At 73.8% G+C, this 21,341-nt stretch carries 24 protein-coding genes; 10 read left to right on the top strand and 14 right to left on the bottom strand.

All coding sequences use genetic code 11. From position 1 onward, the window contains the following. Positions 1 to 81: 81 nt before the first annotated feature. Positions 82 to 1,536, bottom strand: a complete 1,455-nt coding sequence (gene pdxR / locus OG429_RS34500) for a MocR-like pyridoxine biosynthesis transcription factor PdxR (RefSeq protein WP_328929182.1) — start codon at positions 1,534 to 1,536, stop codon at positions 82 to 84. A 28-nt stretch (positions 1,537 to 1,564) separates the two neighbouring features. Between pdxR and OG429_RS34495 the strand changes: the two genes are divergently transcribed. Then, the gene (locus tag OG429_RS34495; RefSeq protein ID WP_328929181.1) at positions 1,565 to 2,488 is read left to right on the top strand and encodes a DMT family transporter; all 924 of its coding nucleotides are present in this window, start codon (positions 1,565 to 1,567) and stop codon (positions 2,486 to 2,488) included. Between the two features lie 196 nt (positions 2,489 to 2,684). Here OG429_RS34495 and OG429_RS34490 read toward each other — a convergent pair whose 3' ends face one another. The 3 genes from OG429_RS34490 to OG429_RS41575 all read right to left on the bottom strand — a co-directional run bounded on the left by OG429_RS34490 (position 2,685) and on the right by OG429_RS41575 (position 4,650). Beyond that, positions 2,685 to 3,311: a class I SAM-dependent methyltransferase gene (locus OG429_RS34490; RefSeq protein ID WP_328929180.1), complete on the bottom strand. Its 627-nt coding sequence runs from the start codon at positions 3,309 to 3,311 to the stop codon at positions 2,685 to 2,687. 116 nt (positions 3,312 to 3,427) lie between these two features. Then, positions 3,428 to 3,802 (bottom strand): YbjQ family protein, encoded by a 375-nt coding sequence (locus tag OG429_RS34485; protein WP_328929179.1) that lies wholly within the window; start codon positions 3,800 to 3,802, stop codon positions 3,428 to 3,430. Between the two features lie 155 nt (positions 3,803 to 3,957). After that, a complete protein-coding gene (locus tag OG429_RS41575; RefSeq protein ID WP_443051319.1) occupies positions 3,958 to 4,650 on the bottom strand; it encodes an ABC transporter substrate-binding protein in 693 nt (230 codons plus the stop codon). Positions 4,651 to 5,292: 642 nt separating this feature from the next. Between OG429_RS41575 and OG429_RS34480 the strand changes: the two genes are divergently transcribed. Then, complete coding sequence (locus tag OG429_RS34480; protein WP_328929178.1) at positions 5,293 to 5,445, top strand: hypothetical protein; 153 nt, start codon at positions 5,293 to 5,295, stop codon at positions 5,443 to 5,445. A 244-nt stretch (positions 5,446 to 5,689) separates the two neighbouring features. Further along, positions 5,690 to 6,130: a hypothetical protein gene (locus OG429_RS34475; RefSeq protein WP_328929177.1), complete on the top strand. Its 441-nt coding sequence runs from the start codon at positions 5,690 to 5,692 to the stop codon at positions 6,128 to 6,130. A 24-nt stretch (positions 6,131 to 6,154) separates the two neighbouring features. Here the strand turns inward: OG429_RS34475 and OG429_RS34470 are convergent, their stop codons facing one another. The 5 genes from OG429_RS34470 to OG429_RS34450 form a co-directional block, all read right to left on the bottom strand. Beyond that, the gene (locus OG429_RS34470) at positions 6,155 to 6,505 is read right to left on the bottom strand and encodes an NTP pyrophosphohydrolase (RefSeq protein ID WP_328929176.1); all 351 of its coding nucleotides are present in this window, start codon (positions 6,503 to 6,505) and stop codon (positions 6,155 to 6,157) included. Positions 6,506 to 6,517: 12 nt separating this feature from the next. Further along, positions 6,518 to 8,788: a phosphatase domain-containing protein gene (locus tag OG429_RS34465; RefSeq protein ID WP_328929175.1), complete on the bottom strand. Its 2,271-nt coding sequence runs from the start codon at positions 8,786 to 8,788 to the stop codon at positions 6,518 to 6,520. A 61-nt stretch (positions 8,789 to 8,849) separates the two neighbouring features. After that, positions 8,850 to 9,533, bottom strand: coding sequence for an epimerase (locus tag OG429_RS34460; protein WP_328929174.1), 684 nt, complete (start codon positions 9,531 to 9,533; stop codon positions 8,850 to 8,852). Next, positions 9,530 to 9,979 carry a VOC family protein gene (locus OG429_RS34455; RefSeq protein ID WP_328929173.1) on the bottom strand — a complete coding sequence of 150 codons (450 nt, stop codon included), beginning with the start codon at positions 9,977 to 9,979 and terminating at the stop codon, positions 9,530 to 9,532. Before OG429_RS34455 ends, OG429_RS34460 begins: the two co-directional genes overlap by 4 nt. A gap of 70 nt (positions 9,980 to 10,049) precedes the next feature. Next, positions 10,050 to 10,964, bottom strand: a complete 915-nt coding sequence (locus tag OG429_RS34450) for a tellurite resistance/C4-dicarboxylate transporter family protein (RefSeq protein ID WP_405922169.1) — start codon at positions 10,962 to 10,964, stop codon at positions 10,050 to 10,052. A gap of 567 nt (positions 10,965 to 11,531) precedes the next feature. Here OG429_RS34450 and OG429_RS34445 point away from each other — a divergent pair. After that, a complete protein-coding gene (locus tag OG429_RS34445) occupies positions 11,532 to 11,984 on the top strand; it encodes a DoxX family protein (RefSeq protein WP_328929171.1) in 453 nt (150 codons plus the stop codon). Between the two features lie 29 nt (positions 11,985 to 12,013). Here OG429_RS34445 and OG429_RS34440 read toward each other — a convergent pair whose 3' ends face one another. Beyond that, entirely contained in the window at positions 12,014 to 12,715 is a 702-nt protein-coding gene (locus OG429_RS34440; protein ID WP_328929170.1) for a response regulator transcription factor, read from the bottom strand. Then, a complete protein-coding gene (locus tag OG429_RS34435) occupies positions 12,712 to 13,956 on the bottom strand; it encodes a sensor histidine kinase (protein ID WP_328929169.1) in 1,245 nt (414 codons plus the stop codon). The genes OG429_RS34440 and OG429_RS34435 overlap by 4 nt, the downstream gene beginning before the upstream one ends. A gap of 131 nt (positions 13,957 to 14,087) precedes the next feature. On the opposite strand from OG429_RS34435, the gene OG429_RS34430 reads away from it, so the two are divergent. After that, positions 14,088 to 15,035 (top strand): ABC transporter ATP-binding protein, encoded by a 948-nt coding sequence (locus OG429_RS34430; RefSeq protein WP_328929168.1) that lies wholly within the window; start codon positions 14,088 to 14,090, stop codon positions 15,033 to 15,035. Between the two features lie 5 nt (positions 15,036 to 15,040). Next, entirely contained in the window at positions 15,041 to 15,619 is a 579-nt protein-coding gene (locus OG429_RS34425; protein ID WP_328929167.1) for a YdeI/OmpD-associated family protein, read from the top strand. A 59-nt stretch (positions 15,620 to 15,678) separates the two neighbouring features. Here OG429_RS34425 and OG429_RS34420 read toward each other — a convergent pair whose 3' ends face one another. After that, complete coding sequence (locus OG429_RS34420; protein WP_328929166.1) at positions 15,679 to 16,104, bottom strand: DUF5997 family protein; 426 nt, start codon at positions 16,102 to 16,104, stop codon at positions 15,679 to 15,681. A 58-nt stretch (positions 16,105 to 16,162) separates the two neighbouring features. Here OG429_RS34420 and OG429_RS34415 point away from each other — a divergent pair, with 58 nt between their 5' ends. From OG429_RS34415 to OG429_RS34405, 3 genes are all read left to right on the top strand, one after another. Next, complete coding sequence (locus OG429_RS34415) at positions 16,163 to 16,963, top strand: LysR substrate-binding domain-containing protein (RefSeq protein ID WP_328929165.1); 801 nt, start codon at positions 16,163 to 16,165, stop codon at positions 16,961 to 16,963. 121 nt (positions 16,964 to 17,084) lie between these two features. Beyond that, entirely contained in the window at positions 17,085 to 18,182 is a 1,098-nt protein-coding gene (locus OG429_RS34410; protein ID WP_328929164.1) for a PP2C family protein-serine/threonine phosphatase, read from the top strand. A gap of 23 nt (positions 18,183 to 18,205) precedes the next feature. Continuing rightward, positions 18,206 to 18,577 (top strand): VOC family protein, encoded by a 372-nt coding sequence (locus tag OG429_RS34405; protein ID WP_328929163.1) that lies wholly within the window; start codon positions 18,206 to 18,208, stop codon positions 18,575 to 18,577. 19 nt (positions 18,578 to 18,596) lie between these two features. Here the strand turns inward: OG429_RS34405 and OG429_RS34400 are convergent, their stop codons facing one another. Further along, complete coding sequence (locus OG429_RS34400) at positions 18,597 to 18,962, bottom strand: hypothetical protein (RefSeq protein ID WP_328929162.1); 366 nt, start codon at positions 18,960 to 18,962, stop codon at positions 18,597 to 18,599. A 169-nt stretch (positions 18,963 to 19,131) separates the two neighbouring features. On the opposite strand from OG429_RS34400, the gene OG429_RS34395 reads away from it, so the two are divergent. Further along, positions 19,132 to 20,613, top strand: a complete 1,482-nt coding sequence (locus OG429_RS34395; protein WP_328929161.1) for a glycoside hydrolase family 18 protein — start codon at positions 19,132 to 19,134, stop codon at positions 20,611 to 20,613. Positions 20,614 to 20,676: 63 nt separating this feature from the next. Here OG429_RS34395 and OG429_RS34390 read toward each other — a convergent pair whose 3' ends face one another. After that, on the bottom strand, positions 20,677 to 21,327 hold the full coding sequence (locus tag OG429_RS34390; RefSeq protein WP_328929160.1) for a hypothetical protein: 651 nt from the start codon (positions 21,325 to 21,327) through the stop codon (positions 20,677 to 20,679). Positions 21,328 to 21,341 lie beyond the last annotated feature (14 nt).

Here is a 21,341-nt window from a genome sequence, read left to right as displayed (position 1 = left end):
CTTCACCCCCGCACGACGCGCGAACCCCGCCGAGGTTGCCGCCGTCGCGCAGATATTTTTTCGACCGTGCCCGAGGAGGAGTCAGCCGGGCGGGAGGCCTGCCAGGGCCGTGCCCAGCGTGGCGATGCCCTCCTCGATCTCGCCCGTCGAGCCCGCCGCGTAGCCGAGGATCAGGCCGGGCGGGCCCGGGGTGAGGCGGTGCCAGGAGAGCGGGTGGGTCTTGACTCCGAGGGCCAGGGCCGCCGAGGCCAGGGCCGTGTCCGCGAAGCGGGCGCGGTCGAAGGTGACCATCAGGTGCAGTCCGGCGGCCGCGCCGTGCACCCGGGCCCCCGGCAGCCGGTCCGCGACGGCGCGGAGCATGGCGTCCCTGCGGCGGCGGTGGCGGCGCCGGACGAAGCGCAGGTGGCGCTCCAGTTCGCCGGAGTCCATCAGCCGGGCGAGCACCAGCTGGGCGAGGACCGGGTTGCCGAGGTCGGCGTAGCGCTTGGCCTCGTTCACGGACTCGCGCAGGCGCGGCGGGACCAGCAGCCAGCCGAGGCGCAGGGCGGGGGCGAGGAGTTTGGACACGCTCCCGGCGTAGCAGACGGCCTCGGGCAGCAGGGCGCGCAGCGCGGGGACGGGAGCCCGGTCGTAGCGGTGCTCCGCGTCGTAGTCGTCCTCGATGACCAGTCCCCCGGCGGCCGCCCAGCCGAGCAGGTCGCGGCGGCGCTCACCGTCGAGCACGACCCCGGTCGGGAACTGGTGCGCCGGGGTGAGCAGGACGGCGCCCGCCCCGCTCGCCCGGAGCGCGGCCACGTCCAGCCCGGCCTCGTCCACCCGTACGGGCACCGTCTCCAGCCGCCCGTACTCCAGTTGCTGCCGGGCCCCGAGCGAGCCGGGGTCCTCGACCGCGATCCGGACCACCCCGTCCTCCCGCAGGACCTGCGCCAGCAGCCCCAGGGCCTGGGCCACCCCCGCGACGACCACCACGTCGTCGGGGTCGGCGCGGATCCCCCGGTTGCGGGCCAGCCAGCCGACGACGGCCTCGCGCAGCGCGGGCGCGCCCTGCGGGTTCCCGTAGCCGAAGTCGGCGGGGGTGAGCCCGGCGAGCACCCGCCGCTCGGCCTGGAGCCAGGCGGTACGGGGAAAGGCGGTCAGGTCGGGTACTCCGGGCGAGAGGTCGATCCGGCAGGGCACGGCCCGCAGGGCGTCCACCAGCCCTCCGCGCGTGGGGGCGGTGGCGGTGGGCCCGGCCGCCGGGGGCGGGGCGGCGACGACGACCGTGCCGCCCCGGCCCCGGCCGGACACCTGACCGGTCTCGGCGAGGCGCTGGTACGCCTCGGTGACCAGCCCCCGGGAGACGCGCAGTTCCGCGGCGAGCACACGGCTGGCCGGGAGCCGACTGCCGACCGGCAGGGTACCGTCGGCGATGGCGGCGCGGAGCCGGCCCGCCAGCCAGTCGGTGCGGCCTCCGGGAGGGGCCTGGCCGATGTCGAGCTGGAGGAAGTCCGATCCGCTTTTGGACCCCTCGTCCCGGCCTTCATTGGACCTGCTCATGGGACCATTGTGCCGCGAGGCTGGGCGCATGAAGACGAAGACACCTTCCACCGCCTTCCGGGACCTGGCGCCCGGTATCACCGGGATGGCGCTGGTCGGCAGCAGCGTCACCGTCTCCCGCTCCCTCGTCGACGCCCCGCTGTTCGCCGTCCAGGCCGTCCGGTACACGGCCGCCGCTCTGCTCCTGCTCGCCCTGGCCCGGGCCGCCCGGGTGCCGGTGCTGCGGCCGCGCGGCCGGGAGTGGCTGTGGCTGGCCGGGATCGCGGCGACGGGACTGGTGCTGTTCAACGTGGCCGTCGTACGCGGGGTCGCGCATGCCGAACCGGCCGTCATCGCCGTCGCGGTGGCTTCCGTGCCGATCCTGCTCGGGCTGATCGGTCCCTTCCTGGAGGGGCGGCGGCCCAGCCGTCAGGTGCTGCTGGCGGCTCCCGTGGTCGTGGCCGGGGCCGTACTGGTCGAGGGGACGGGCCGGACCGACGCCGCCGGGGTGGCCTGGGCCGCGCTCGCGCTGGGCTGCGAGGCCGGGTTCACCCTGCTCGCCGTACCGGTGCTGCGCCGGCACGGCGCGTGGGGCGTGTCCGTACACGCGGTGTGGATGGGGGCGGTGATGCTGGCGGGGCTCACGGTGTGTACGGAGCGGCCCTCGGAGCTGCTGGAACTCGGGGCGGCCCAGTGGGCGGCCGCCGGATACCTCGCCGTCATGGTGACGGCGGTGGCGTTCCTGCTCTGGTACCGCACGGTGGCCGCCGTGGGCGCCGGCCGGGCCGGGCTGCTGACGGGGGTCGCGCCGCTCGCCGCGGCGGGCGCCGGGGTCCTCACGGGCGGCGGTGTCCCGGGTCCGGCGGTGTGGCTGGGCCTGGCCGTGGTCGTCGCCGGCCTCGCGGCGGGCCTGGGGAGCCGGCCCCGTCCCGCGCCCGTGCCGCTCGCGCTCCGCGAGCCCGCGTCCCCTTGAGCACGCCGGTCCTTCTCCCCCGCAGTGTGGCGGCGTGAGCTGCCGGCCCGCACCGACCTGCCGGTCGCCGGGGTCACCCGGCGGTCGGTTACGCGGATCCGGCCTGCTTCAGCCGGCTGTTCAGGCGCCGGGTGGGGTGGCTCCCGTACGGTTCCGGGCCCAGCGGTCGGTGCGCGGTCCGGTCCGCTGGGCCCGGTCACGGCCGCCGGGCGTAGCAGAAGAGATGTTCCTCGGGGCCGGCGAGTGCGTCGGCGGGGAGGAAGGGGGCGATGTGGTGGTGCAGCACCTCCAGACCGCTCTCCGTCAGCCTGGCCAGATGGTCCTCCGTCGAGAGGCTGCTCACGGTGACCTCGTGGCCCATCCACTCGATGTCGAGGCCGCGGATGTCGCCGGGGACCGTCGCCATCACGAAGTACCCGCCCGGCGCGACCCAGGACGCCATCCGGTCCAGCGCCGCCGCGACCTCCGGCTGGTCCATCACGAGCAGCGGGAAGAAGGAGCACACCGCGTCGAACCCGCCCGGCGGGGGCGTGTAGGTGCGCACGTCGGCCTGTTCGAAGCGTGCCTGCGGGACCCTCGCGCGGGCCAGTTCGACCATGGCCGCCGAGACGTCGATGCCGGTCACGGCGCAGCCGGCCCGGATCAGTGCCGCGGCGGTGGGCCGGCCGGTGCCGCTGCCCACGTCCAGCACGCGGGCTCCACCGGGCAGCCGTTCGATGAGCCAGTCGAGGGCGTCGAGCTGGCCGGGCAGCAGCCCGAACGCCTCCTCGTAGCGCTCCCCCAGCTCGTCGAACACCTCTGCCGCCGACTTGCGTTGACCCATCGGACCGCTCCTTCGTCTCCGAGGGGACCACCGTACAAGGGAGGGACGGGGCCCAAGGGGCGGTAGCCGATGTTCAGTTCCGCGACCGCACGGCTGCGGCCGGCCAGAGGGGGAGATCAGGTGGAGGCGGGCACGAGGACGACCGCGGTCCCGTACGCGCACACCTCGGTACCGACGTCGGCGGCGTCGGTCACGTCGAAGCGCATCATCAGGACGGCGTTCGCGCCCCGCGACTTCGCCTGTTCGATGAGACGGTCCATGGCCTGGTTGCGGGTCTCCACCAGGGTCTTGGTGAGGCCCTTGAGCTCTCCGCCGATCATCGACTTCAGGCCCGCGCCGATCTGGCTGCCCAGGTGGCGGGAGCGCACGGTGAGGCCGAACACCTCGCCGATCACCTGCTCCACCCGGAAGCCGGGGACGTCGTTGGTCGTCACGACGAGGACGCCGGTCTGCTGCGCGCCGGGTCCGCCGCCGTAGTCTTCGATACCCATGGCCCCCACTCTCGCCCGGGCCGCCGCCGCCCGCATCCGGAGCGGGCGGTATCAGGGCATTCGGGCGGCCGGGCCGAACTCGTGGGCCACGACCACGGCCTGGGCGCGGCTGGACGGTCCCCGCTTGCTCGGCTTCGCCGGTTCACCGGCCGGGATCAGACCGGCCACGCGGTGGAGCGGTTGCCGAGGAAACGGAAGCGGCCCGAGGCGACCTCGTAGAAGAAGAGGCCGTCGCCCGTGTAGGTGCCGTTGGCCTGCTCGAAGGCGTAGGCCTTGGAGACGCCCTCGTACCTGGTCCCCCGCAGGGTGGGGACGAGGTCGCCGCGGCCGACCTGGGCGCGGCCCAGGCCCTGCGCGCACCGGGCCAGGAGGTGGACGGCGTCGTAGGCCTCGGCCGCGTAGGGCGGGGCGGGGGCCCGGTAACGGGCGCGGAAGGCCGTGTCGAAGGCGCGGGCCGCGGGGGCCGCGGCCGGGTCGACCGCGGTGGAGACCAGCAGCCAGCCCTCGGCGCCCCCGCCCGCTTCCTGGAGGAAGAGGGGGTCGTGGACGGCCTGGGTGGCGATGGTCCGGCCCCGGTAGCCGACCGCGGCCAGGGCAACGGCGAGGCGGGCCGCGCCGGAGGGGCCGCTCCCCGGTCGTCGGACTCGGCGAGCCGGAAGGCGAAGGGCAGGTCGTCGCGGGACGTGAGTTCCTCCACGGCCAGCAGGGCGCCGTCGCGCTGGGCCTTGCCCACGGCCTGGCCGGGGCCGCTCAGGTCGGCCTGGAGGCCGATGGCCAGGATCGGGCGGACGGGGCCGGGACCCTTCTTGTCCGGTGTGGACTCCTTCTCCTTGTCCCGCAGCAGCCAGGCGGCCGTGCCTCCGCCGCCCGCGAGGAGGGCGAGGGCGCCGCCCGCCGCGAGCAGGCTCCGCCGGCGCGGCCGTGCGGGCAGGGATACGGGTACGACTGCCGGGGCCTGAGGGGCGTCCGCGGTCGCTTCAGGCCCGGTCGGCGCCGACGGCACCGTCGTCCGGGTCGGCTCGATGTCGGGCAACTGGAGCATCTGCGCGGAGCGTTCGGCGATCAGCTGGAGCAGTCCGCCGGGCAGCCAGGGGCCGGGGGTGTCCTCGGCGAGGACGTCGCGCAGCTCCGCGGCTGTGGGGCGGTCCCCCGGCGCCTTGGCCAGGCACGCCGCGATCGGGGGCAGCAGCCCTTCCGGGATTCCGGCCGTGTCGGCGGTGTCGTGCACGGTGCGGAACAGCATGGCCTCGGCCGGGCCGGCGCCGAACGGGCGCCGCCCGGACGCGGTACAGCGCCTTGGCCGCGCCCTCGGCGGCCACCTTCAGCAGGTCCCTGGTCTCGTACCCATCGGCGCCCTTGACGGAGGGGCGGCGGCCCGGGTCAGGCGCTGTGCCTGGTCGGGGGTGTGCGGGACGCGGGCCGGGTCGGGGGTGAAGGTGTACGCCGTCGGCAGTGTGCCGGGGGCGGTGGAGGCGGAGGGTGAGGGGGCCGTGTCCGTAACCGACGCCGACGCCGACGGTGCGGGCTTCGGGCTCGCCCCGGTGTCCCCGCCCGACCTGCATCCGCCCAGGGTCAGCATCGCGGCCAGTGCCCCGCCCAACGCCTACGCCATCGTCAACCCACGCCGCATGCACGCCCCCTGAGACTTCGTCGAACCCCCGTGTGACCCTCACGGTAACCGCCGCCGGGCCCGGAGGCCATGAGTACGGGAACCCGGCGGCCCGGGCATGAACAGCGGCGTACGGATTGGGCATATCGGGCTATACGGCGGTGCGCCGACGGCCCGTACCCGCCCGCCCTCGCCATAGTCGTCGGTGGCAGCCGCCTGGTTGCCGCCCCGCGCCGCGCGCAGCCGCCGGGCGGATGTCTTCGTAGAGGAGCCGGCTCATGCTGAAGCCCACCAGGACCATCCTCGCCCTCGCCGCCGGAAGCCTGGTGCTCGGCCTGGTCGGAGCCGGGACCGCGCTCGCCGACGGGGCCTACGGTCGGCACGCCATCGGCAAGGTCGTCTCGAAGGGCCCGCTGAAGGTCCGCAGCAAGCCGACCACCCACTCCCAGGCCGTCGGGCATCTGCAGCCGCACCACAAGGTCGAGATCGAGTGCAAGAAGTACGGGCAGTCGGTCGACGGCAACCGCATCTGGTACCGCCTGCACAAGGAGAACGGCAAGGACGAGCACGACAAGGGCGAGAAGGACAGCTGGCAGAACGGCGGCAACCAGAACGCCGACACGGGCGGCCGCGGGGAGGGCGACAAGGCCTACGGCCAGGAGCACTGGGTCGCGGCCCGTTACGTCAAGAACCTCAGCACGGTGCACTACTGCCGCTGACCCGCGACCCACATCAGGGCCAGGTCAGCGGTCCGGGCGTACGGCGCGCGGCCCCACGCACCGCACACCGTACGCCCGGACCCGTTCGCGCAGTTCGCGGTCGGCCGTGACCACGATGCAGTCGCGCCCCGCGTGGGCCGCGGCCAGCTCGACGATCCGGTCGTCACCGCTCCCGGGCGCCGGGTCCACCCGCACGCCGGGCACGGACTCGACGCCCCGGGCGGCGCCCTCGACGACGAGGATGATCTCCTCGTCGCCGCCCCGCGCCGCCAGCCGGTCGCGCAGCCGCTCGGCCGCGCCCCGCCGGTCCCGCCACCAGCCGTCCGGTACCGAGCCGACGACGTTCGCGGCATCGACGATCAGCACGCCCGTCACGACGGCCGCGCCCTAGAAGTCGCCGTAGTTGACCTGCCAGGTGGGCAGGCCCATCCGGCGCCAGACCGCGACCACCCGGTCCCGGTCGTCGAGCGACACCCGTACCGCGTACCGGTGACGCACGTGCGCGTCGAAGAGTTCCGCCTTCACCAGGTCGTCGCGGCGGGTGTCGCCCGCCGCGCGCATCCACAGCTCGTCGTACGGGACCTGGTGACGCCTCAGCCAGGACTCCGTCTGCGTGCGGAACTCCTCGCTCCGACCCGACAGCAGCACGATCACGTCGCCGTCGGCCCTCCGGAAGGCGTCCAGCGCGTGCCGGACCGGCTCGTTGAGCAGGTCGAACTCGCAGCGCGAGAAGTCGTACGGCCCGCGGTCGCCGGTCAGGGCGAGCGTGCCGTCGATGTCGCACAGGACCGCGGCGGGCAGCGCCGGGTCCGCGACGTACTCCCGCACCGGCGGCACGGCCGTCCCGCCGGACGTGCCGTTGAGCCACTCGGCCGTCAGCCGCCAGCCGCCCTTGCGGGCCTTCTGGTGCTTGTCGGCCAGGACGCGGATGATCTCCTCGCCGACCTGGTTCTCCCGGGCGGCGTCCCGGCGCAGGCACTCCTCCAGCGGGACGTCGGTGAAGTCGTGCACGACGAACGTGGCGAGTCCGCCGACCGCCGCCTTGAGGCGCTTCGGAATGTGCTTGGTCAGGTGGGTGTTGTCGACGACGACGTCGAAACCACCGTCGACGGCCGCGCGGACCGCCGCGTCCTGCACGGCCAGTGCGGTCTGCTCGTGTGCCCAGGAGCGGCCCCGCTCGGGGTCCGGCAGGTCGAGCATGCTCCGCAGGTCGTCCAGGTTGACCCGGCGCATCCGGCCGCCGGACTGCGCCTGGAGGGCGCGCGCCGCGGTCGTCTTGCCGGAGGCCGGCAGACCCGTCATGACGTGCACGACCGGCAGCGGGGCCTCCGGCCGGTCGCTTTCCACGAGCCGGTCCGCGGCCGGTGCGGGCACGCGCGGGGCGGCCTGGCGCGCGGGTGCCGGGCGCACCTCGGCGGGCGTGCTGCCGGGCACTGCTTCGGACACGGCCGTGTTCTCCTCGTCGGTGACGTACGCGTCGCCCGTTTCCGGCCGCACCTGCCGCCAGGAGGTGAGCTCGGTCGGCCGGCCGTCGAGCCGCATGAACATCGCGGCGCGGATGCTCCGGTCGCCCAGTTGCTGGACCGCGCGCGCGAAGGCGCCGCGGTCGGCGGCCAGGTGCGCGAGGCCCGCGTAGGCCTCGTCGACGGCACGCTCGTGGCGGGCCGTCGCGTCCTCCAGGCGGGCGATCACCTCGCGCACCCAGGTGTCGAACTCGTCGGGCACCTGCTCCAGGAGCGCGTCCAGCGGCTTGCCGCCCGAGGCCTCGATGTCGGCGACCGTGCAGTTCAGGCCCTGGGCGAGCTGCTTGGCGGGCAGGCCGGCGAACCGCTGGATGCCGTGTCCGCGCCAGATGTCCCGCTCGGTGACGCCGGTGAGCACCTTGTGCAGGCGTACGTACTCGGACAACTTCGCCTTGGCGCGCACGCCCGAGGCGAAGCGCAGCACGAAGCCCTCCGCGTCGATGCCGGTGGTCGTGGCGCCGCCGGGCAGGGTGTTGGACTCGGTCAGCGCGATCAGCTCGTCGAGCGGCATGGCGGGCCAGACGGTCACGACGGAGCCGATGCCCTCCCAGTGGGGCGCGGCCTCGGCGAGCGGGACCTCGGTGCCGTCCGCCCCGAACGCGGCGAGCAGGACGAGGTCCCGGCGGTCGCCGTAGTCGACGACGATCCGGTTCTGCGGGTAAAGGATCTCGGCGAGGTACGTGGTGCCCGGGCGCAGGGCCGCGGTGTCCTTGGTGTCGAGGAGGCGCTGGGCCCAGGTGGCCTGGGCGCTGATGAAGGAGCCCTTGGAGGCGACCCGCCAGCGGTCCGCGTAGTGGAAGACGACGGCGAGGCTGCCGTCGACCTTGTCGTACACCTCGAACGGCTCGTCCGGGAGGGCGGGGGCGTACGGCTGACCCGACTCGTGCTCGCCGACGTTGAAGAACTTCGGCAGCGGCAGGGCGACGATCGCGCCGGTGGTGTCGTCGGCGACGAGTCCGCGGCAGCGCGTGGTGACCTGGTTCCAGACGCGCTCGTACTGGGCCGTCCTCGAGTACGTGTAGATGGACAGCGGCAGTTCGGGGTGCGACTTGCGGGTCACGTACCCGGCGTCGATCGCGTCCGCCAGCGCCTGAGCGGGCAGCAGGTCATGCAGAGTCAGGTGGTCCTGGCTCATGGGTTCCTCCCAGTTCGAGATGCTGCATTCTCGCCTGCGGAAGGGGCTGTCCGGTACTCGATTACGCCTGGTCGCGCCCCGCGCCCAGGAGGTTGATGTCCCTCGGGCGCAGGATGCGGCCGGGGACCTCGGTGCCCGGTGTGGCGACGGCGATCATGGCGCGGCCCAGTGTCTCGGTGGTGATGACGAGGTCCGGCGCGATCCGGCGCAGCAGCGGGATCAGCGGCGCGGTGACGGCGTACAGGGTCCGGTAGAGCCGGGTCTTGGAAGGCACCCCGCGCACCGGCTGGACGATTCCGGGGCGGAACATGTAGGCCTGGAAGGGCAGTTCGAGCAGGGCGTTCTCGGTCCTGCCCTTCACGCTGGCCCACATGGATCGGCCCCGCTCGGTGCTGTCCGTGCCCTCGCCGGACACGTAGACGAAGGTCAGGCGGGGGTTGGCGGCGGCGAGGGGCCGGGCCACCGCGAGCGTCAGGTCGTAGGTGACGCGCCGGTACTCCTCCTCCTTCATGCCGACGGAGGAGACGCCGAGGCAGAAGAAGCAGGCGTCGTACGCGGCCAGGTCGAGGTCCGGGGCCGAGAGTTCGGACGGGTCGCTTCGGACGCGCTCGCGCAGTTTGGGGTGGGTGACGCCGAGCGGGCTGCGGCCGACGGCGAGGACGCCGGTGACGGAGTCGTCGCGCAGGCATTCGCGGAGCACGCCCCGGCCGATCATTCCGGTGGCGCCGAAGAGGATGACGTTCACATGAAGTCCGCTTGGTGGGTGATGCACAGCTCGTTGCCCTGCGGGTCGGCGAGGGTGGTCCACGCCGAGGGGCCCACCCGGCCGTCGTGGAGGAAGGTCGCGCCCTTGGCGAGCAGCCGGTCGACGACGGTCTTGGGGTCGTCGGAGCCGATGCGGACGTCGAGGTGGACGCGGTTCTTGACCGTCTTGGGCTCGGGGACGAGCTGGAACAGGATCCGCGGGGCGCGTTCCAGGCCTTCCGGGTGGCGGATGGCGGCGCCGATCTTCCACACGAGGGTGCCGTTGTGGGTGGTGGTGTCGGCCTCGCTCGCGTGGCCCGCGGCGATCAGGCCGCGGATGAAGCCCTCGTCGCTCGGCTCCGCCTCCCAGCCGAGGGCGTCGGCCCACCAGTCGGCGAGGGGGTGGGGGTCGGCGCAGTCGATGGTCACCTGGAACGTGTATGCCATGGCGGGACCCTACTGAGCGGCCCCGGCCGCCGCCACAGGAGCGGGCGCGCAGGCCCTGGGCGGGGCCGGGTCATCCGGTCGTCGTCCCCGGTGGGCCGCCCCGTCGCGCGGCGCGCTCGGCCCGGTGGGAGGCGAGGAACGACACGAAGGTCAGCAGCCAGGCTCCGACGGCGATCCAGAGGAGGACCTCGCCGAGCGGGCGCAGCCAGGGCACGTCGGCCGGCTCCGCCGCGGAGAGGCAGGCGGTCGCCGTCATGCCGAGCGGGAAGACGGTGGCCCAGCGCCGGATGTCGTAGTGCGTCCGGGGATGGCGCAGTTCGGCGCCGAGGAGGACGGCGTACCAGACGAGGGAGAGGCCGAGCGTCACCAGCGTGACGATCCGCAGGGCCGTGTGCGCTCCCGCGGTCCATACGGGTGACGCCGTGAGCTTGGAGCCGGCCAGGGCGGAGATGGCGAGCGCGCCGCCCGCCACCCAGTGGTCGCCCGCGCCGCCCACGACCTCGCGGAGGTCGAAGAGGGCCAGGGCCGCCACGTAGAGCAGCAGGCCGAGGCAGAAGGCGGCCAGCGCCGCCCAGGCCAGCCAGTCGTGGCGGCCGGCGGCGGCGAGGGTGGCGGCGAGTACGGCGAGCCCCTGGGTGGCGACGCAGCCGAGGAACACCGCCCCCGGCATGCGCCGCCGCCAGTGCCGTACGACGTGCAGCAGGAGCTCCGGCCAGATCACGGCGGCCAGCGCCAGCAGCGCGGCGGCCGCGGTCTGCCAGCCGAGCAGCGAGATCCGGGTTCCGAGCACGGTGGTGGCGGCGACGGCGGTCAGCGCGCCCGGGGTATCGGCGTCGGCCCGGAACCGCCCGCGGTCCGCCAGCAGCCGGGACGCGAAGTCGACGGCGAGTACCAGCCACAGCGCCGCGGCGATGGCCAGCGCGACCAGCGAGACCACCTCGTGCCCGGTCAGGTGCAGGCCGACGGAGAGGATGCCGGCGGCCATGACGGCGGCTCCCGCCGCCGGCGGGAGTCCGGCACACCGGCCGCGACCAGGAAGAGCGCTCACCGCCCCAGCGGACCCCACCGGTCCGCGCCCCGCCAGCCGACACGCCTGAGGCCGCGTCCCGGAAGGGGAACGGGAACGGGAACCGTCCAGGTGGCGTACGCGTCTCCCGCTCCGCCGTCTCGTTCCCTGCCGGCAGGATCCCGGGCCGGACGGCCACAGGGTCGCCCAAACCATCTGCGCGCAAGATCAACGAACTCTGCGCGCGATGCACAGGCGCGACCGCAGCGCGGTCCTAGGCTCGGGGTGAGACGGGGGCCTGCCGGTCCGTCACAGGGGAACGGACCGGCAGGCTTTCTCCGCGCGCCGTCGGCGCCGCGTTCCGGCGCCGGGGTGGCGTCGCCACCGCTCGGCCGGTGGCCGGAACTCGATCTTGCGATAGCGGTTAGGTCTACCTACCTTTGGCTCGCCCGTGTGGGCACACCCATCCCGCACGTCCCTGCCCGTACCTCACGCCTTGCACCCCGGCACGACTTCGGGACCCGTCCCCGACCGAAGGAGCCCCCCATGACCGCACATCTCGAAAGAAACCAGCCGTACGCCGTCGCCCTGTTCCGTATCGTCACGGGACTGCTGTTCGCCTCGCACGGCGCCGCCTCGCTCTTCGGCGTCCTCGGCGGCGCGCACGGCGGCGGCACGGTCCCCGTCGGAAGCTGGCCCGGCTGGTACGCCGCCGCCATCCAGCTGGTGGCCGGCGCCCTGGTCCTGCTGGGCCTCGGCACCAGGGCCGCCGCCTTCGTCGCCTCCGGCTCGATGGCGTACGCGTACTTCACCGTCCACCAGCCGGGCGCTCTCTGGCCGTTGCAGAACGGCGGCGAGTCGTCAGCGATGTTCTGCTGGGCCTTCCTCCTGCTGGTGTTCACCGGCCCGGGCGCGTTCGCCGTGGACAGCCTGTTCACCTCCCGCGCCTCCGACCGCCGGTCCGACGACGAACGCAGCCAGGAGGCCGTGGCCGCGTGAACGCCTGCGGACACGGCTGACGGCACGACCTAGCGCGACGGCGGCGCGACCAGGCCCATCTCGTAGGCGGTGATCACGAGATGGACCCGGTCCCGCGCGCCGAGCTTGCTGAACAGGCGCGCCACATGCGACTTGGCCGTGGCCGCCGAGATGAACAGTTCCTCGGCAATCTCCGCGTTCGACCGGCCCCGCCCCACCAGGGTGAGGACCTCCCGCTCCCGCTCGGTGATCCCCGCGACCGCCCGGAACCCGCCTTCCCCCGCCGCGGGCCCCGCGCCGGGGCCGGGCCCCCGGACGATGTCCGCGATCAGGCGGCGCGTCACCCCCGGTGCGATGAGGGCGTCTCCCGCGGCGACCACCCGGATCGCCGCGAGGATGTCCTCCAGGGCCATGTCCTTGACGGCGAATCCGCTCGCACCGGCGCGCAGCGCCCCGTAGACGTGCTCGTCCTCGTCGAAGGTGGTCAGCACCAGGACGCGGACCGCCCCCGTCTCCCCGGTGATCAGCCGGGTCGCCTCGATCCCGTCCATGCCGGGCATCCGGATGTCCATCACCACGACGTCCGGGCGCAGTTCAGCGGCTCGGCGGACCGCCTCGGCGCCCGTGCCGGCCTCGCCGACGACCTCCAGGTCGGTGGTGTCGGCGATGAGGACGCGCAGGCCCGACCGGACCAGCGGCTGGTCGTCCACGAGCAGGACGCGGATCGCCCGCGCCTCGGGTGCGCCGGTCATCGGGCCTCCTCCACGGCGCCCGCGTCGACGGGCAGCGGGAGGACCGCCTCGACCCGGAAGCCGCCGCCCGCCCTCGCACCGGCGCTGAACCGGCCGTGCAGCAGGCCGACCCGTTCGCGCATCCCCGTGATGCCGAATCCCGTGCCCCGGGGGCCGCCGGGCGCGCCGCGCCCCTCGTCGACGATCTCCAGCGTCAGCTCCTCGGCCCCGTAGCCGATGGTCACCCGGCACTGCCCGGTGTCCGCGTGGCGGACCACGTTGGTCAGCGCCTCCTGCACGATGCGGTACGCCGACAGGTCTATCTCCGGCGGCAGTTGGCGATCCGCCCCCTCACGCCGGACCTCGACCCGGACTCCGGCGTCGGCGGTCGTGGCCACCAGCGCGTCGAGGTCGCCGAGTCCGGGAGCGGGTCCGAGCGGGGGCTGCCCGTCCGCCCCGCCGGCCCCGTCGGGCTGGGCCTGGCGCAGGGCGACCAGCGTACGGCGCAGGCCCGCCAGGGTCTCGCGGCTGGTGGCCTCGATGGCCCGCAGTGCCGCGCTCGCCTCGGCCGGCTGGGTCTCGATGACCCGGCTGCCGACTCCGGCCTGGATGGCTATCACGCCGATGCTGTGGGCGACCATGTCGTGCAACTCGCGGGCGATGCGCAGCCGTTCGGCGGTCACCGCCTCGGACACCTCTTTGGAGCGCAGTTCGACCGTGTGCTCCCGGCGTTCGCGGAAGACGACTCCGGTCATGTAGACGGCGCCCAGCGACAGGAGGGCGATCAGGCTCGTGCTCATCATGTCGTAGGGCCCGGAGGTCAGCAGCCCGACCGCCGGGGTCTCCACGACCAGCACCATGCTGACGGCGATGACCGCGGTACGGCGCGGGCGGGTGGCGACGATGACACCGAGGACGAGGTCCGACGCCAGGAAGACGAGGAACCGCCCGGGACTGTGGTCCCTGGCCGCCCCCGCGACGAGCATGCCGGCGAAGAGGGTCAGTCCCAGCGCCGCGAGGGGCTCGCGCCGCAGCAGGGCGGTGAGCGGGGTCAGGGCGAGCAGCAGCACTGCCGCCATGAGCGGGCCGGAGGCGTACGGGACCCCGCCGATGAGCAGACCCACGACGAGGGAGTAGAGCCCGGCTCCGCCCCATGCCCGCAGGGCCGTCCCGGGTTCGGGCATCAAGGTGCCCGCTCCGTTCTCGCCGGGCCGACCGCTCGCACCGGCCTTGCTGTTGTTCGTAATTGCCGAATCGTCCATGCCGTGACCGTAGCCAGCCGGCCCGGGCCCGGGCATCGGCCCCCGGATGTACACCCACGGGCCGGTGCGCCCACGGCTTTGCCACCGGCCGTCCGATGTGCGCCGACGGTCCGCCCCGGCAGGCTGGACGCGTGATCGAAGTCAAGGAACTCACCAAGCGTTACGGCGCCGGGGCCGCCGTCGACCGGCTGTCCTTCACGGCCGGACCCGGCACGGTCACCGCGCTCCTCGGCCCCGCCGGGGCGGGCAAGACCAGCGCTCTCCGGCTGATCCTGGGCCTGGAGTCCCCCACGGCGGGGACGGCCGCGGTGGGCGGCGTCCCGCTGCGCGGCCGGCCGCGCAGCCCGCACCAGGTCGGCTCCCTGCCGGCGCCGACCGCCCTGCGCGGCCGCCGCACGGCGGGCGCGCTGCTGTCGGCGCTGGCCCGCGACCAGGGCGCCGGGCCGGGGCGGGTGGCCGAGGTGCTGGCGCAGACGGGCCTGGCGCGGGAGCCGCGGCGGCGCGTACGGACGTACTCCCCGGCGATGCTGCAGCGGCTGCGCATCGCGGCCGCGCTGCTCGGGGATCCCCCGGTGCTGCTCTTCGACGAACCCCTCCGCGGGCTGGACCCCGAGGGTGTGCGGTGGGCGCGCCGGCTGCTGCGGGCGCTGGCCGCCGAGGGCCGCACGGTCGTGGTCACCGGGGAGCGCGCGGGGGAGGTCGCCGGGACCGCCGACCGGCTGGTCGTCCTCGGACGGGGGCGGCTGGTCGCCGCCTTGTCCGCGGACGAGTTCGCCGCCCGGCGCGCCGCGGCCCGGGTCGTGGTGGGCACGCCGCGCGGCGCCGATCTGGCCGCCGTGCTGAGGGGCGGGGGCGCGACGGTCGTACGGACCGGTGCGGCGGGACGCGAGCGGCTCGCGGTGACCGGGATGACGGCGGAACGCGTCGGCGCGCTCGCCACCGAGCACCGGATCGTGATCCTCGAACTCGACACCCGTACCCCCTCACCGGAGGAGGCCCTGCGCGAACTCACCGCGCCCGTCCCCGACTTCCCCGGCTTCCGCGGCTTCCCCGGCGCCGAAGGGCAGCCGATAGCCTGAATGGCATGGATGAGCTCGACGGAGTGGAGATCGTCGCCTCCGCGGACGGCGAGGCGTTCGAGAACTGGCTGGCCGAGCACCACACGCGCCACGAAGGCGTGTGGATCAAGATGGCCAAGAAGAAGTCCGGCATCCCGTCCGTCGGCGATGACGAGGTCGTCGACATCGGTCTCTGCTACGGCTGGATCTCCGGGCAGCGGCGCTCCCTCGACGGGACCCACTACCTGCAGAAGTACGTGCCGCGCCGGCCCAGGAGCATGTGGTCGCGGGTGAACGTGGAGAAGGTCGCGATGCTGACGGCCGCCGGACGGATGCGCGAACCGGGACTGGCCGAGGTGCGCAGGGCGCAGGAGGACGGCCGGTGGGCGCGGGCGTACGAGTCGCAGAGGACGGCGACGGTCCCGCCCGACCTCGCGGCGGCGCTCGACGCGAGCCCCGCGGCCAGGAAGGCGTTCGAGGCCCTCGACAGAACCGGGCGCTACCTGCTGGTCCTGCCGCTGCTCCAGGCGCCGACCCCGAAGACCCGGCAGGCCAAGCTGGAGAAGGCCGTGCAGATGCTGGCGACCGGCGAACGGCCGGGGTGACGATCAGGCCCGGCTCCCCGAGGGGGAGCCGGGCCTGATCATCGAAACCGGGCGGACCTTCAGGAACGCGAGTCGCGGTCCTGCTCGGCACGCTCCGCGTCCTTCGCGGCCTTCTCCGCGTTCTTCTCCTTGATCCGCACCGCTTCCTTGCGGACCTCGGCCTGAGTGGCGCGCTCCCGCTGCAGCCACTCGGGGGCTTCCTGCTTCAGTGCTTCGATCTGCTCGGTGGTGAGCGGCTCCGTGACTCCGCCGCGGGCAAGGCCGGCGATGGACACGCCCAGCTTCGCCGCGACCACGGGACGGGGGTGCGGGCCGTTGCGCCGCAGTTCCTGAAGCCACTCGGGCGGGTCGGCCTGCAGCGCACTCAATTCATTGCGCGAGACGACACCCTCCTGGAACTCAGCGGGGGTGGCCTCGAGGTACACGCCCAGCTTCTTCGCCGCGGTTGCGGGCTTCATAGTCTGGGTGCTCTGGTGCGACGTCATGGTGTCAAGAGTATCGATCGTGTGCGCTACCTCCGACCACGACCGGTAACCTGGCGGGGTGACAGGCTCGGAAGTACCCCATTCGTTCCGGCTCGCTTATGTCCCCGGGGTGACACCCACCAAGTGGATCCGGATCTGGAATGAGCGACTGCCCGACGTCCCGCTGACTCTCGTCGCGGTGTCCCCCACCGAGGCGTTCGGCGTGCTGCGCGGCGGCGGCGCCGACGCCGGCTTCGTACGGCTGCCGGTGGACCGTACGGACCTCAGCGCGATCCCCCTGTACACCGAGACCACCGTGGTCGTGATCCCCAAGGACCACCTCGTGGCGTCGGCCGAAGAGGTGTCCACGGCGGATCTGGCCGAGGAGATCGTGCTGCACCCGCTCGACGACACCCTCGACTGGGAGCGACTGCCGGGACGGCCCGCGATCGAGCGCCCCGCGACGACGGCGGACGCCATCGAGCTGGTGGCCGCGGGGGTGGGCGTGCTCGTCGTCCCGCAGTCCCTCGCGCGCCTGCACCACCGCAAGGACCTGACGTACCGGCCGGTCTCGGACGCCCCCGAGTCGCGCGTCGCGCTGTCGTGGCCGCAGGACGAGACCACGGATCTGGTGGAGCAGTTCATCGGGATCGTCCGCGGGCGGACCGTCAACAGCACCCGGGGCCGCCAGGCGCCCGCGGAGCAGCACAAGGCGACGGCCAAGGCGAAGGCAAAGGCGAAGGCGAAGCGTCCGGACGCGGGCGGGAGCGGCGGCACGCAGCGCAAGACCGCATCCGGAAAGCCGGCCGGCAGGGGCGCCCGCGGCGGTTCGGGCGGCCCCAAGGGCGGCAAGGGCGGCAAGCCCCGCCGCCGGTCGTAGCCGGGGCGGGCAGGCCACGGGCGTTCGCGGGCTGACGGTTCCGCGCGACGGCGTCGCGAAGGGAAGCCCGCGACGGCCGGGGCTGGAAGACACGGAACCCCCAGCGGTGTATGCAGGAGAGATGGATCTCCGGCTGTCGTACGTGCCCCACCCGCGATCCCGGACAGTGCGCCACGCGCAGCTGGCGGTTCCGTTCGTGTTGATCGCGCTGGTCACGGTGGTCGACATCCTCGCTCCGCGCGATGTCCACCTCGGTCCCTTCCTGGTCGCCGCACCGGCCGTGACCGCTTCGTTCGCCGGGCCGTGGATGACGGGGTTCGTCGGGCTGGTCGCCGTACTGGCCCAAACGGTGGTGGCGGCGACGCGCACGACCCTGACCGATCTGAACCACACCTTCCAGATCGTCGCGCTGATCATGATCTCGGTGTTCGTGACGGTCTTCGCCCACCTGCGCGAGGTGCACGAGAAGGAACTGCTCCAGCTGCGGTCGGTGGCCGAGACCGCGCAGGAGGTGGTCCTGCGCCCGCTGCGCGATCGGATGGGCCCGCTGGGCGTCGCCTCGGTGTACCTGGCGGCGGCGGCCGAGGCCCAGATCGGCGGAGATCTGTACGCCGCCGCCCGTACGGCCTCCGGGACGCGCCTGATCATCGGCGATGTCCGGGGCAAGGGGCTGGGTGCGGTCGGGGACGCCGCGCTCGTCCTCGGCGCCTTCCGGGCGGCCGCCCACCAGGAGGCCGGTCTGCCGGGGCTGGTGGCCTATCTGGAGGCGGCGGTCTCCCCGGACCTGGACGACTCCGGCGATCGGGGCGAAAGCTTCATCACGGCGGCCGTCCTGGACATCCCCGACGAGGAGCCCGTGCTGCACCTCGTCAGCTGCGGCCATCCGCCGCCGCTGCTGCTGCGCGACGGCCGGGCCGTCCCGCTGGACGTGGCCCAGCCCGCTCCGCCGCTCGGCCTGGCCGGGCTGATGGAATCCTCGGTCACCGCGCAGAGCTTCGCCTTCGTGGCGGGAGACGTCCTGCTCCTGTACACGGACGGGGTCCTGGAGGCGCGCGACCGGGCCGGCGTGTTCTACCCCCTCACGGAACACGCGGCCGCCTGGTCCGGCCTGCACCCCCGTGCCCTCCTGGACCGGCTGTGCGAGGACCTGCTCGCCCACGCGGCCGGCAGCACCCTCGGCGACGACGCGGCGATGGTGGCGATCGAACGTCTCTCCTAGTTCCGGTACCCCACAATATGATCATGCTGAACATCGGAACGATCGTCATGGGCGCCGCGGACGTCCGGCGGGCGGCGGCATTCTGGGCGCAGGCGCTCGGCTACGTCCCGCGGGGCGGCGAGGTGGACCCCGGCTGGACCGTCCTGGTCCCCGCCGACGGCCGGGGCCCCGGCCTGGCCCTCGGCCGCAGCACCTCGCCCGTACAGGACCATCCGCGCGTCCACCTCGACCTGTACGCCGGGGACGCGGCGGAGCAGGAGGCGGAGGTCGCGCGCCTGGTGTCCCTGGGCGCCCGGCACGTCGACTGGGACTCCTACCCGCAGGACCCGGACTTCGTGGTCCTGGCCGACCCCGAGGGCAACCGCTTCTGCGTCATCGACACCACCCACGGCTGAACCCTCGCCGGACGGCGGCTCAGGCGTCCTCGTCGTAGACCCCTGCCTCCACTTCGAGCGCGAGCTGCTGCAGGACGTCGATCGCGGAGAGGTCCGTCCGGCCGCCGTCGTGCGCCATCGCGAGGCTGGTGAAGGCGAGGCTGAAGCCGGCCACCATGGTCTGCAGTGCGGGACCGAGCGCCTCCGCGACCAGTCGGGCCACCTGTTGGGGAGAGGATTCGGCCGGGACGCTGATGGACGGCAGCATCTCGTTCAGCAGCTTGGTGACGACCCCGGCATCGCGTTCATGGATGTCGTCGTCCTCACCGGCCTCCGCCGCCCGACGGATCTCCTGGGCTTCCGTGAGAATCCCGATGACTCGCTTGAGAACCTCTGCACGCTCCATCTCCGGAGCGTAGCTCCGCGGCCCGCTTCCTGAGGCCCTTCTTTCCTCTGCCTTAACTGGAACCTAAGCTTCGCGGGTGGCGCCCCGAAACGAACGGATGTCCGTTTCGGGGCGGCTAGCGTGCTGACTCGTCCTCCCAACTCCCCAGTAACACAGAGGCAGGCACGCGATGAGCAGGACAAGTGGGCACCGGCGTACGACGAGCCGGGCGGCGAAGGTCACGGGCGCGATCGTGGCGGCGGCAGTGATCGGCGGCGCGGCCTTCGCGTTGACCGGTACCGCACAGGCGAGTTCCGTCGGAGCGGTGTACACGAAATCCAGCTCCTGGAGCGGCGGTTACACCGGCCAGTACGTCATCACCAACAACACCGGGCAGGCCCAGTCGGACTGGACCCTCCAGTTCGACCTGCCGACCGGGGTGAAGGTCGACTCCCTGTGGAACGGTGTCCACACGGTCGACGGGCAGCACGTCACCGTGAAGCCCGCGAGCTGGAACCGGCAGCTGGCGGCGGGAGCCTCCGTCACCGTCGGCTTCGTGACCAGCGGCTCCGGCGCCCCGGGCGACCCGACCGGCTGCCGCATCAACGGGCTGAAGTGCTCGGTGGACCAGGGCGCGACGGCCGGTCCGACCGGGCGGCCCACCGTCCGGCCCACGTCCGCACCCACCTCCGCACCCACCTCCGCGCCCACGGCCACCGCGACCGCGACGCCGACCCGGACGACGTCGCCCACCCCCACCGCGACTTCCCCCGCCACTCCCGGCGCGCGCTTCGCCCCGTACGTGGACACCTCGCTGTACCCCGCGTACGACCTGGTCGACACCGCGACCAGGACCGGCGTGAAGGAGTTCCACCTCGCGTTCATCACCTCCGGCGGCGGCTGCGCACCCCTGTGGGGCGGTGTCACGGACCTCGCGAGCGACAAGGTCGCGAGCCAGATCGGCGCGCTGCGGGCCAAGGGCGGCGACGTCCGCGTGTCCTTCGGCGGGGCCGCCGGGCACGAACTGGCGCTGAACTGCGCCACCGTCGACGAGCTGGCCGCCGCCTACGGAAAGGTCGTCGACCAGTACGGGCTCACCAAGGTCGACTTCGACATCGAGGGCGCCGCCCTGCCCGACACCGCGGCCAACGCGCGCCGCGCCCAGGCCATCGCCCGGCTCCAGAAGTCCCACCCGGGCCTGGACGTGGCATTCACCCTGCCCGTGATGCCCGAGGGGCTGACCCAGCCGGGGGTGGCACTGCTGGCCGACGCCCGGAAGAACGGCGTGCGGGTCGACGCCGTCAACGTCATGGCGATGGACTACGGGCCCGCGTACAGCGGGGACATGGGGCAGTACGCGATCCAGGCCGCGACGGCCACCCAGGCCCAGATCAAGGGTGTGCTCGGGCTCTCCGACGCGGCGGCCTGGAAGGCGGTGGCCGTCACGCCGATGATCGGCGTCAACGACGTGGCGACCGAGATCTTCACCGTCTCCGACGCCTCGCAGCTCGTCGACTTCGCGGCGGCCAAGGGGATCGGCCGGCTGGCGATGTGGTCCTCGGCCCGGGACCGGCAGTGCGCGGCCGGGGCCGTCAACCACGCGGACGCCACGTGCAGTTCCGTCCTCCAGGAGCCGCTGGCCTTCACCAAGGCGTTCGCGGCGTTCAAGTAGCCGCGGGGGACGGGCCCGTCTCGCACACCATGTGCGGCGGGCCCGTCCCGTTGCGAACGGCCGCTACGCGACGACTCGCGCGCGCACGGCGAGGGCGAGCGCCACGTCGAGGCGCGGCGCGGGACGGTCCTCGACGAAGGCCGGCGCCAGCAGCGCCGCCACGGCCGCCTCGTCGGCCTTGCGCTCCCGCGCCCGCTCCGCGAACCGCAGGGCGGCCTCGGTCAGCATCCGCTCCCGCCCGTACGGGGCGTCGTACGAGGCCACGGCGAGTCCGAGGAACTCCTCCTGCGAGCCGGCCCAGGGCGCGGCGCCGTCCAGCCCGTCCTCCGGCACCTCGTCCGGGTAGGGGATGCGGTGCCACGCGCCGTCCTGCCACCAGTAGACGAAGCCGAAGAGGTTGCCGGCCGCGTCGTCGCGCAGCAGGTCCCACGGCAGCCAGTCGGGGCCGCCCGCCAGGAAGTCGATCTGCTCGCCGCCGACATGGGTGTGGCTGCCGTCCGGGTCCTGGCCGCAGAAGACCGCGCGTGCGCCCCCGTCGAGCAGGGTCAGGCGCCACCAGCCGCCCGCGCCGGTGGAGTGGCACCACACGCCGTCGTCGTCGACGGCGTACTCGGACCGGTCGGAACAGGCGGTGTCGATCACGGCCAGGGTCACGGCCCTGGCCCAGAGCAGCTCCGGAGGTTCGAGGTCTTCCGGCCGGCTCGGCGTGTGCATGGTGCGGGTCCCCT

The organism is Streptomyces sp. NBC_00190 (genome assembly GCF_036203305.1).
GTDB lineage: Bacteria > Actinomycetota > Actinomycetes > Streptomycetales > Streptomycetaceae > Streptomyces.
Note: the sequence above shows the minus strand (reverse complement) of the source record. Positions and strands in the feature narration are given on the sequence as shown.

What these genes read in the sequence shown, in the direction of transcription:
- OG429_RS34420 (WP_328929166.1), bottom strand. Translation starts at nt 16,104, where the DNA reads ATGACGTCGCACCAGAGCACCCAGACTATGAAGCCCGCAACCGCGGCG.
- OG429_RS34450 (WP_405922169.1), bottom strand. Translation starts at nt 10,964, where the DNA reads ATGGCCGCCGGCATCCTCTCCGTCGGCCTGCACCTGACCGGGCACGAG.
- OG429_RS34475 (WP_328929177.1), top strand. Translation starts at nt 5,690, where the DNA reads ATGCTGAAGCCCACCAGGACCATCCTCGCCCTCGCCGCCGGAAGCCTG.
- OG429_RS34440 (WP_328929170.1), bottom strand. Translation starts at nt 12,715, where the DNA reads ATGACCGGCGCACCCGAGGCGCGGGCGATCCGCGTCCTGCTCGTGGAC.
- OG429_RS34495 (WP_328929181.1), top strand. Translation starts at nt 1,565, where the DNA reads ATGAAGACGAAGACACCTTCCACCGCCTTCCGGGACCTGGCGCCCGGT.
- OG429_RS34410 (WP_328929164.1), top strand. Translation starts at nt 17,085, where the DNA reads ATGGATCTCCGGCTGTCGTACGTGCCCCACCCGCGATCCCGGACAGTG.
- OG429_RS34405 (WP_328929163.1), top strand. Translation starts at nt 18,206, where the DNA reads ATGCTGAACATCGGAACGATCGTCATGGGCGCCGCGGACGTCCGGCGG.
- pdxR (WP_328929182.1), bottom strand. Translation starts at nt 1,536, where the DNA reads ATGAGCAGGTCCAATGAAGGCCGGGACGAGGGGTCCAAAAGCGGATCG.
- OG429_RS34395 (WP_328929161.1), top strand. Translation starts at nt 19,132, where the DNA reads ATGAGCAGGACAAGTGGGCACCGGCGTACGACGAGCCGGGCGGCGAAG.
- OG429_RS34400 (WP_328929162.1), bottom strand. Translation starts at nt 18,962, where the DNA reads ATGGAGCGTGCAGAGGTTCTCAAGCGAGTCATCGGGATTCTCACGGAA.
- OG429_RS34435 (WP_328929169.1), bottom strand. Translation starts at nt 13,956, where the DNA reads ATGGACGATTCGGCAATTACGAACAACAGCAAGGCCGGTGCGAGCGGT.
- OG429_RS34390 (WP_328929160.1), bottom strand. Translation starts at nt 21,327, where the DNA reads ATGCACACGCCGAGCCGGCCGGAAGACCTCGAACCTCCGGAGCTGCTC.
- OG429_RS34485 (WP_328929179.1), bottom strand. Translation starts at nt 3,802, where the DNA reads ATGGGTATCGAAGACTACGGCGGCGGACCCGGCGCGCAGCAGACCGGC.
- OG429_RS34490 (WP_328929180.1), bottom strand. Translation starts at nt 3,311, where the DNA reads ATGGGTCAACGCAAGTCGGCGGCAGAGGTGTTCGACGAGCTGGGGGAG.
- OG429_RS34465 (WP_328929175.1), bottom strand. Translation starts at nt 8,788, where the DNA reads ATGAGCCAGGACCACCTGACTCTGCATGACCTGCTGCCCGCTCAGGCG.
- OG429_RS34445 (WP_328929171.1), top strand. Translation starts at nt 11,532, where the DNA reads ATGACCGCACATCTCGAAAGAAACCAGCCGTACGCCGTCGCCCTGTTC.
- OG429_RS34455 (WP_328929173.1), bottom strand. Translation starts at nt 9,979, where the DNA reads ATGGCATACACGTTCCAGGTGACCATCGACTGCGCCGACCCCCACCCC.
- OG429_RS34425 (WP_328929167.1), top strand. Translation starts at nt 15,041, where the DNA reads ATGGATGAGCTCGACGGAGTGGAGATCGTCGCCTCCGCGGACGGCGAG.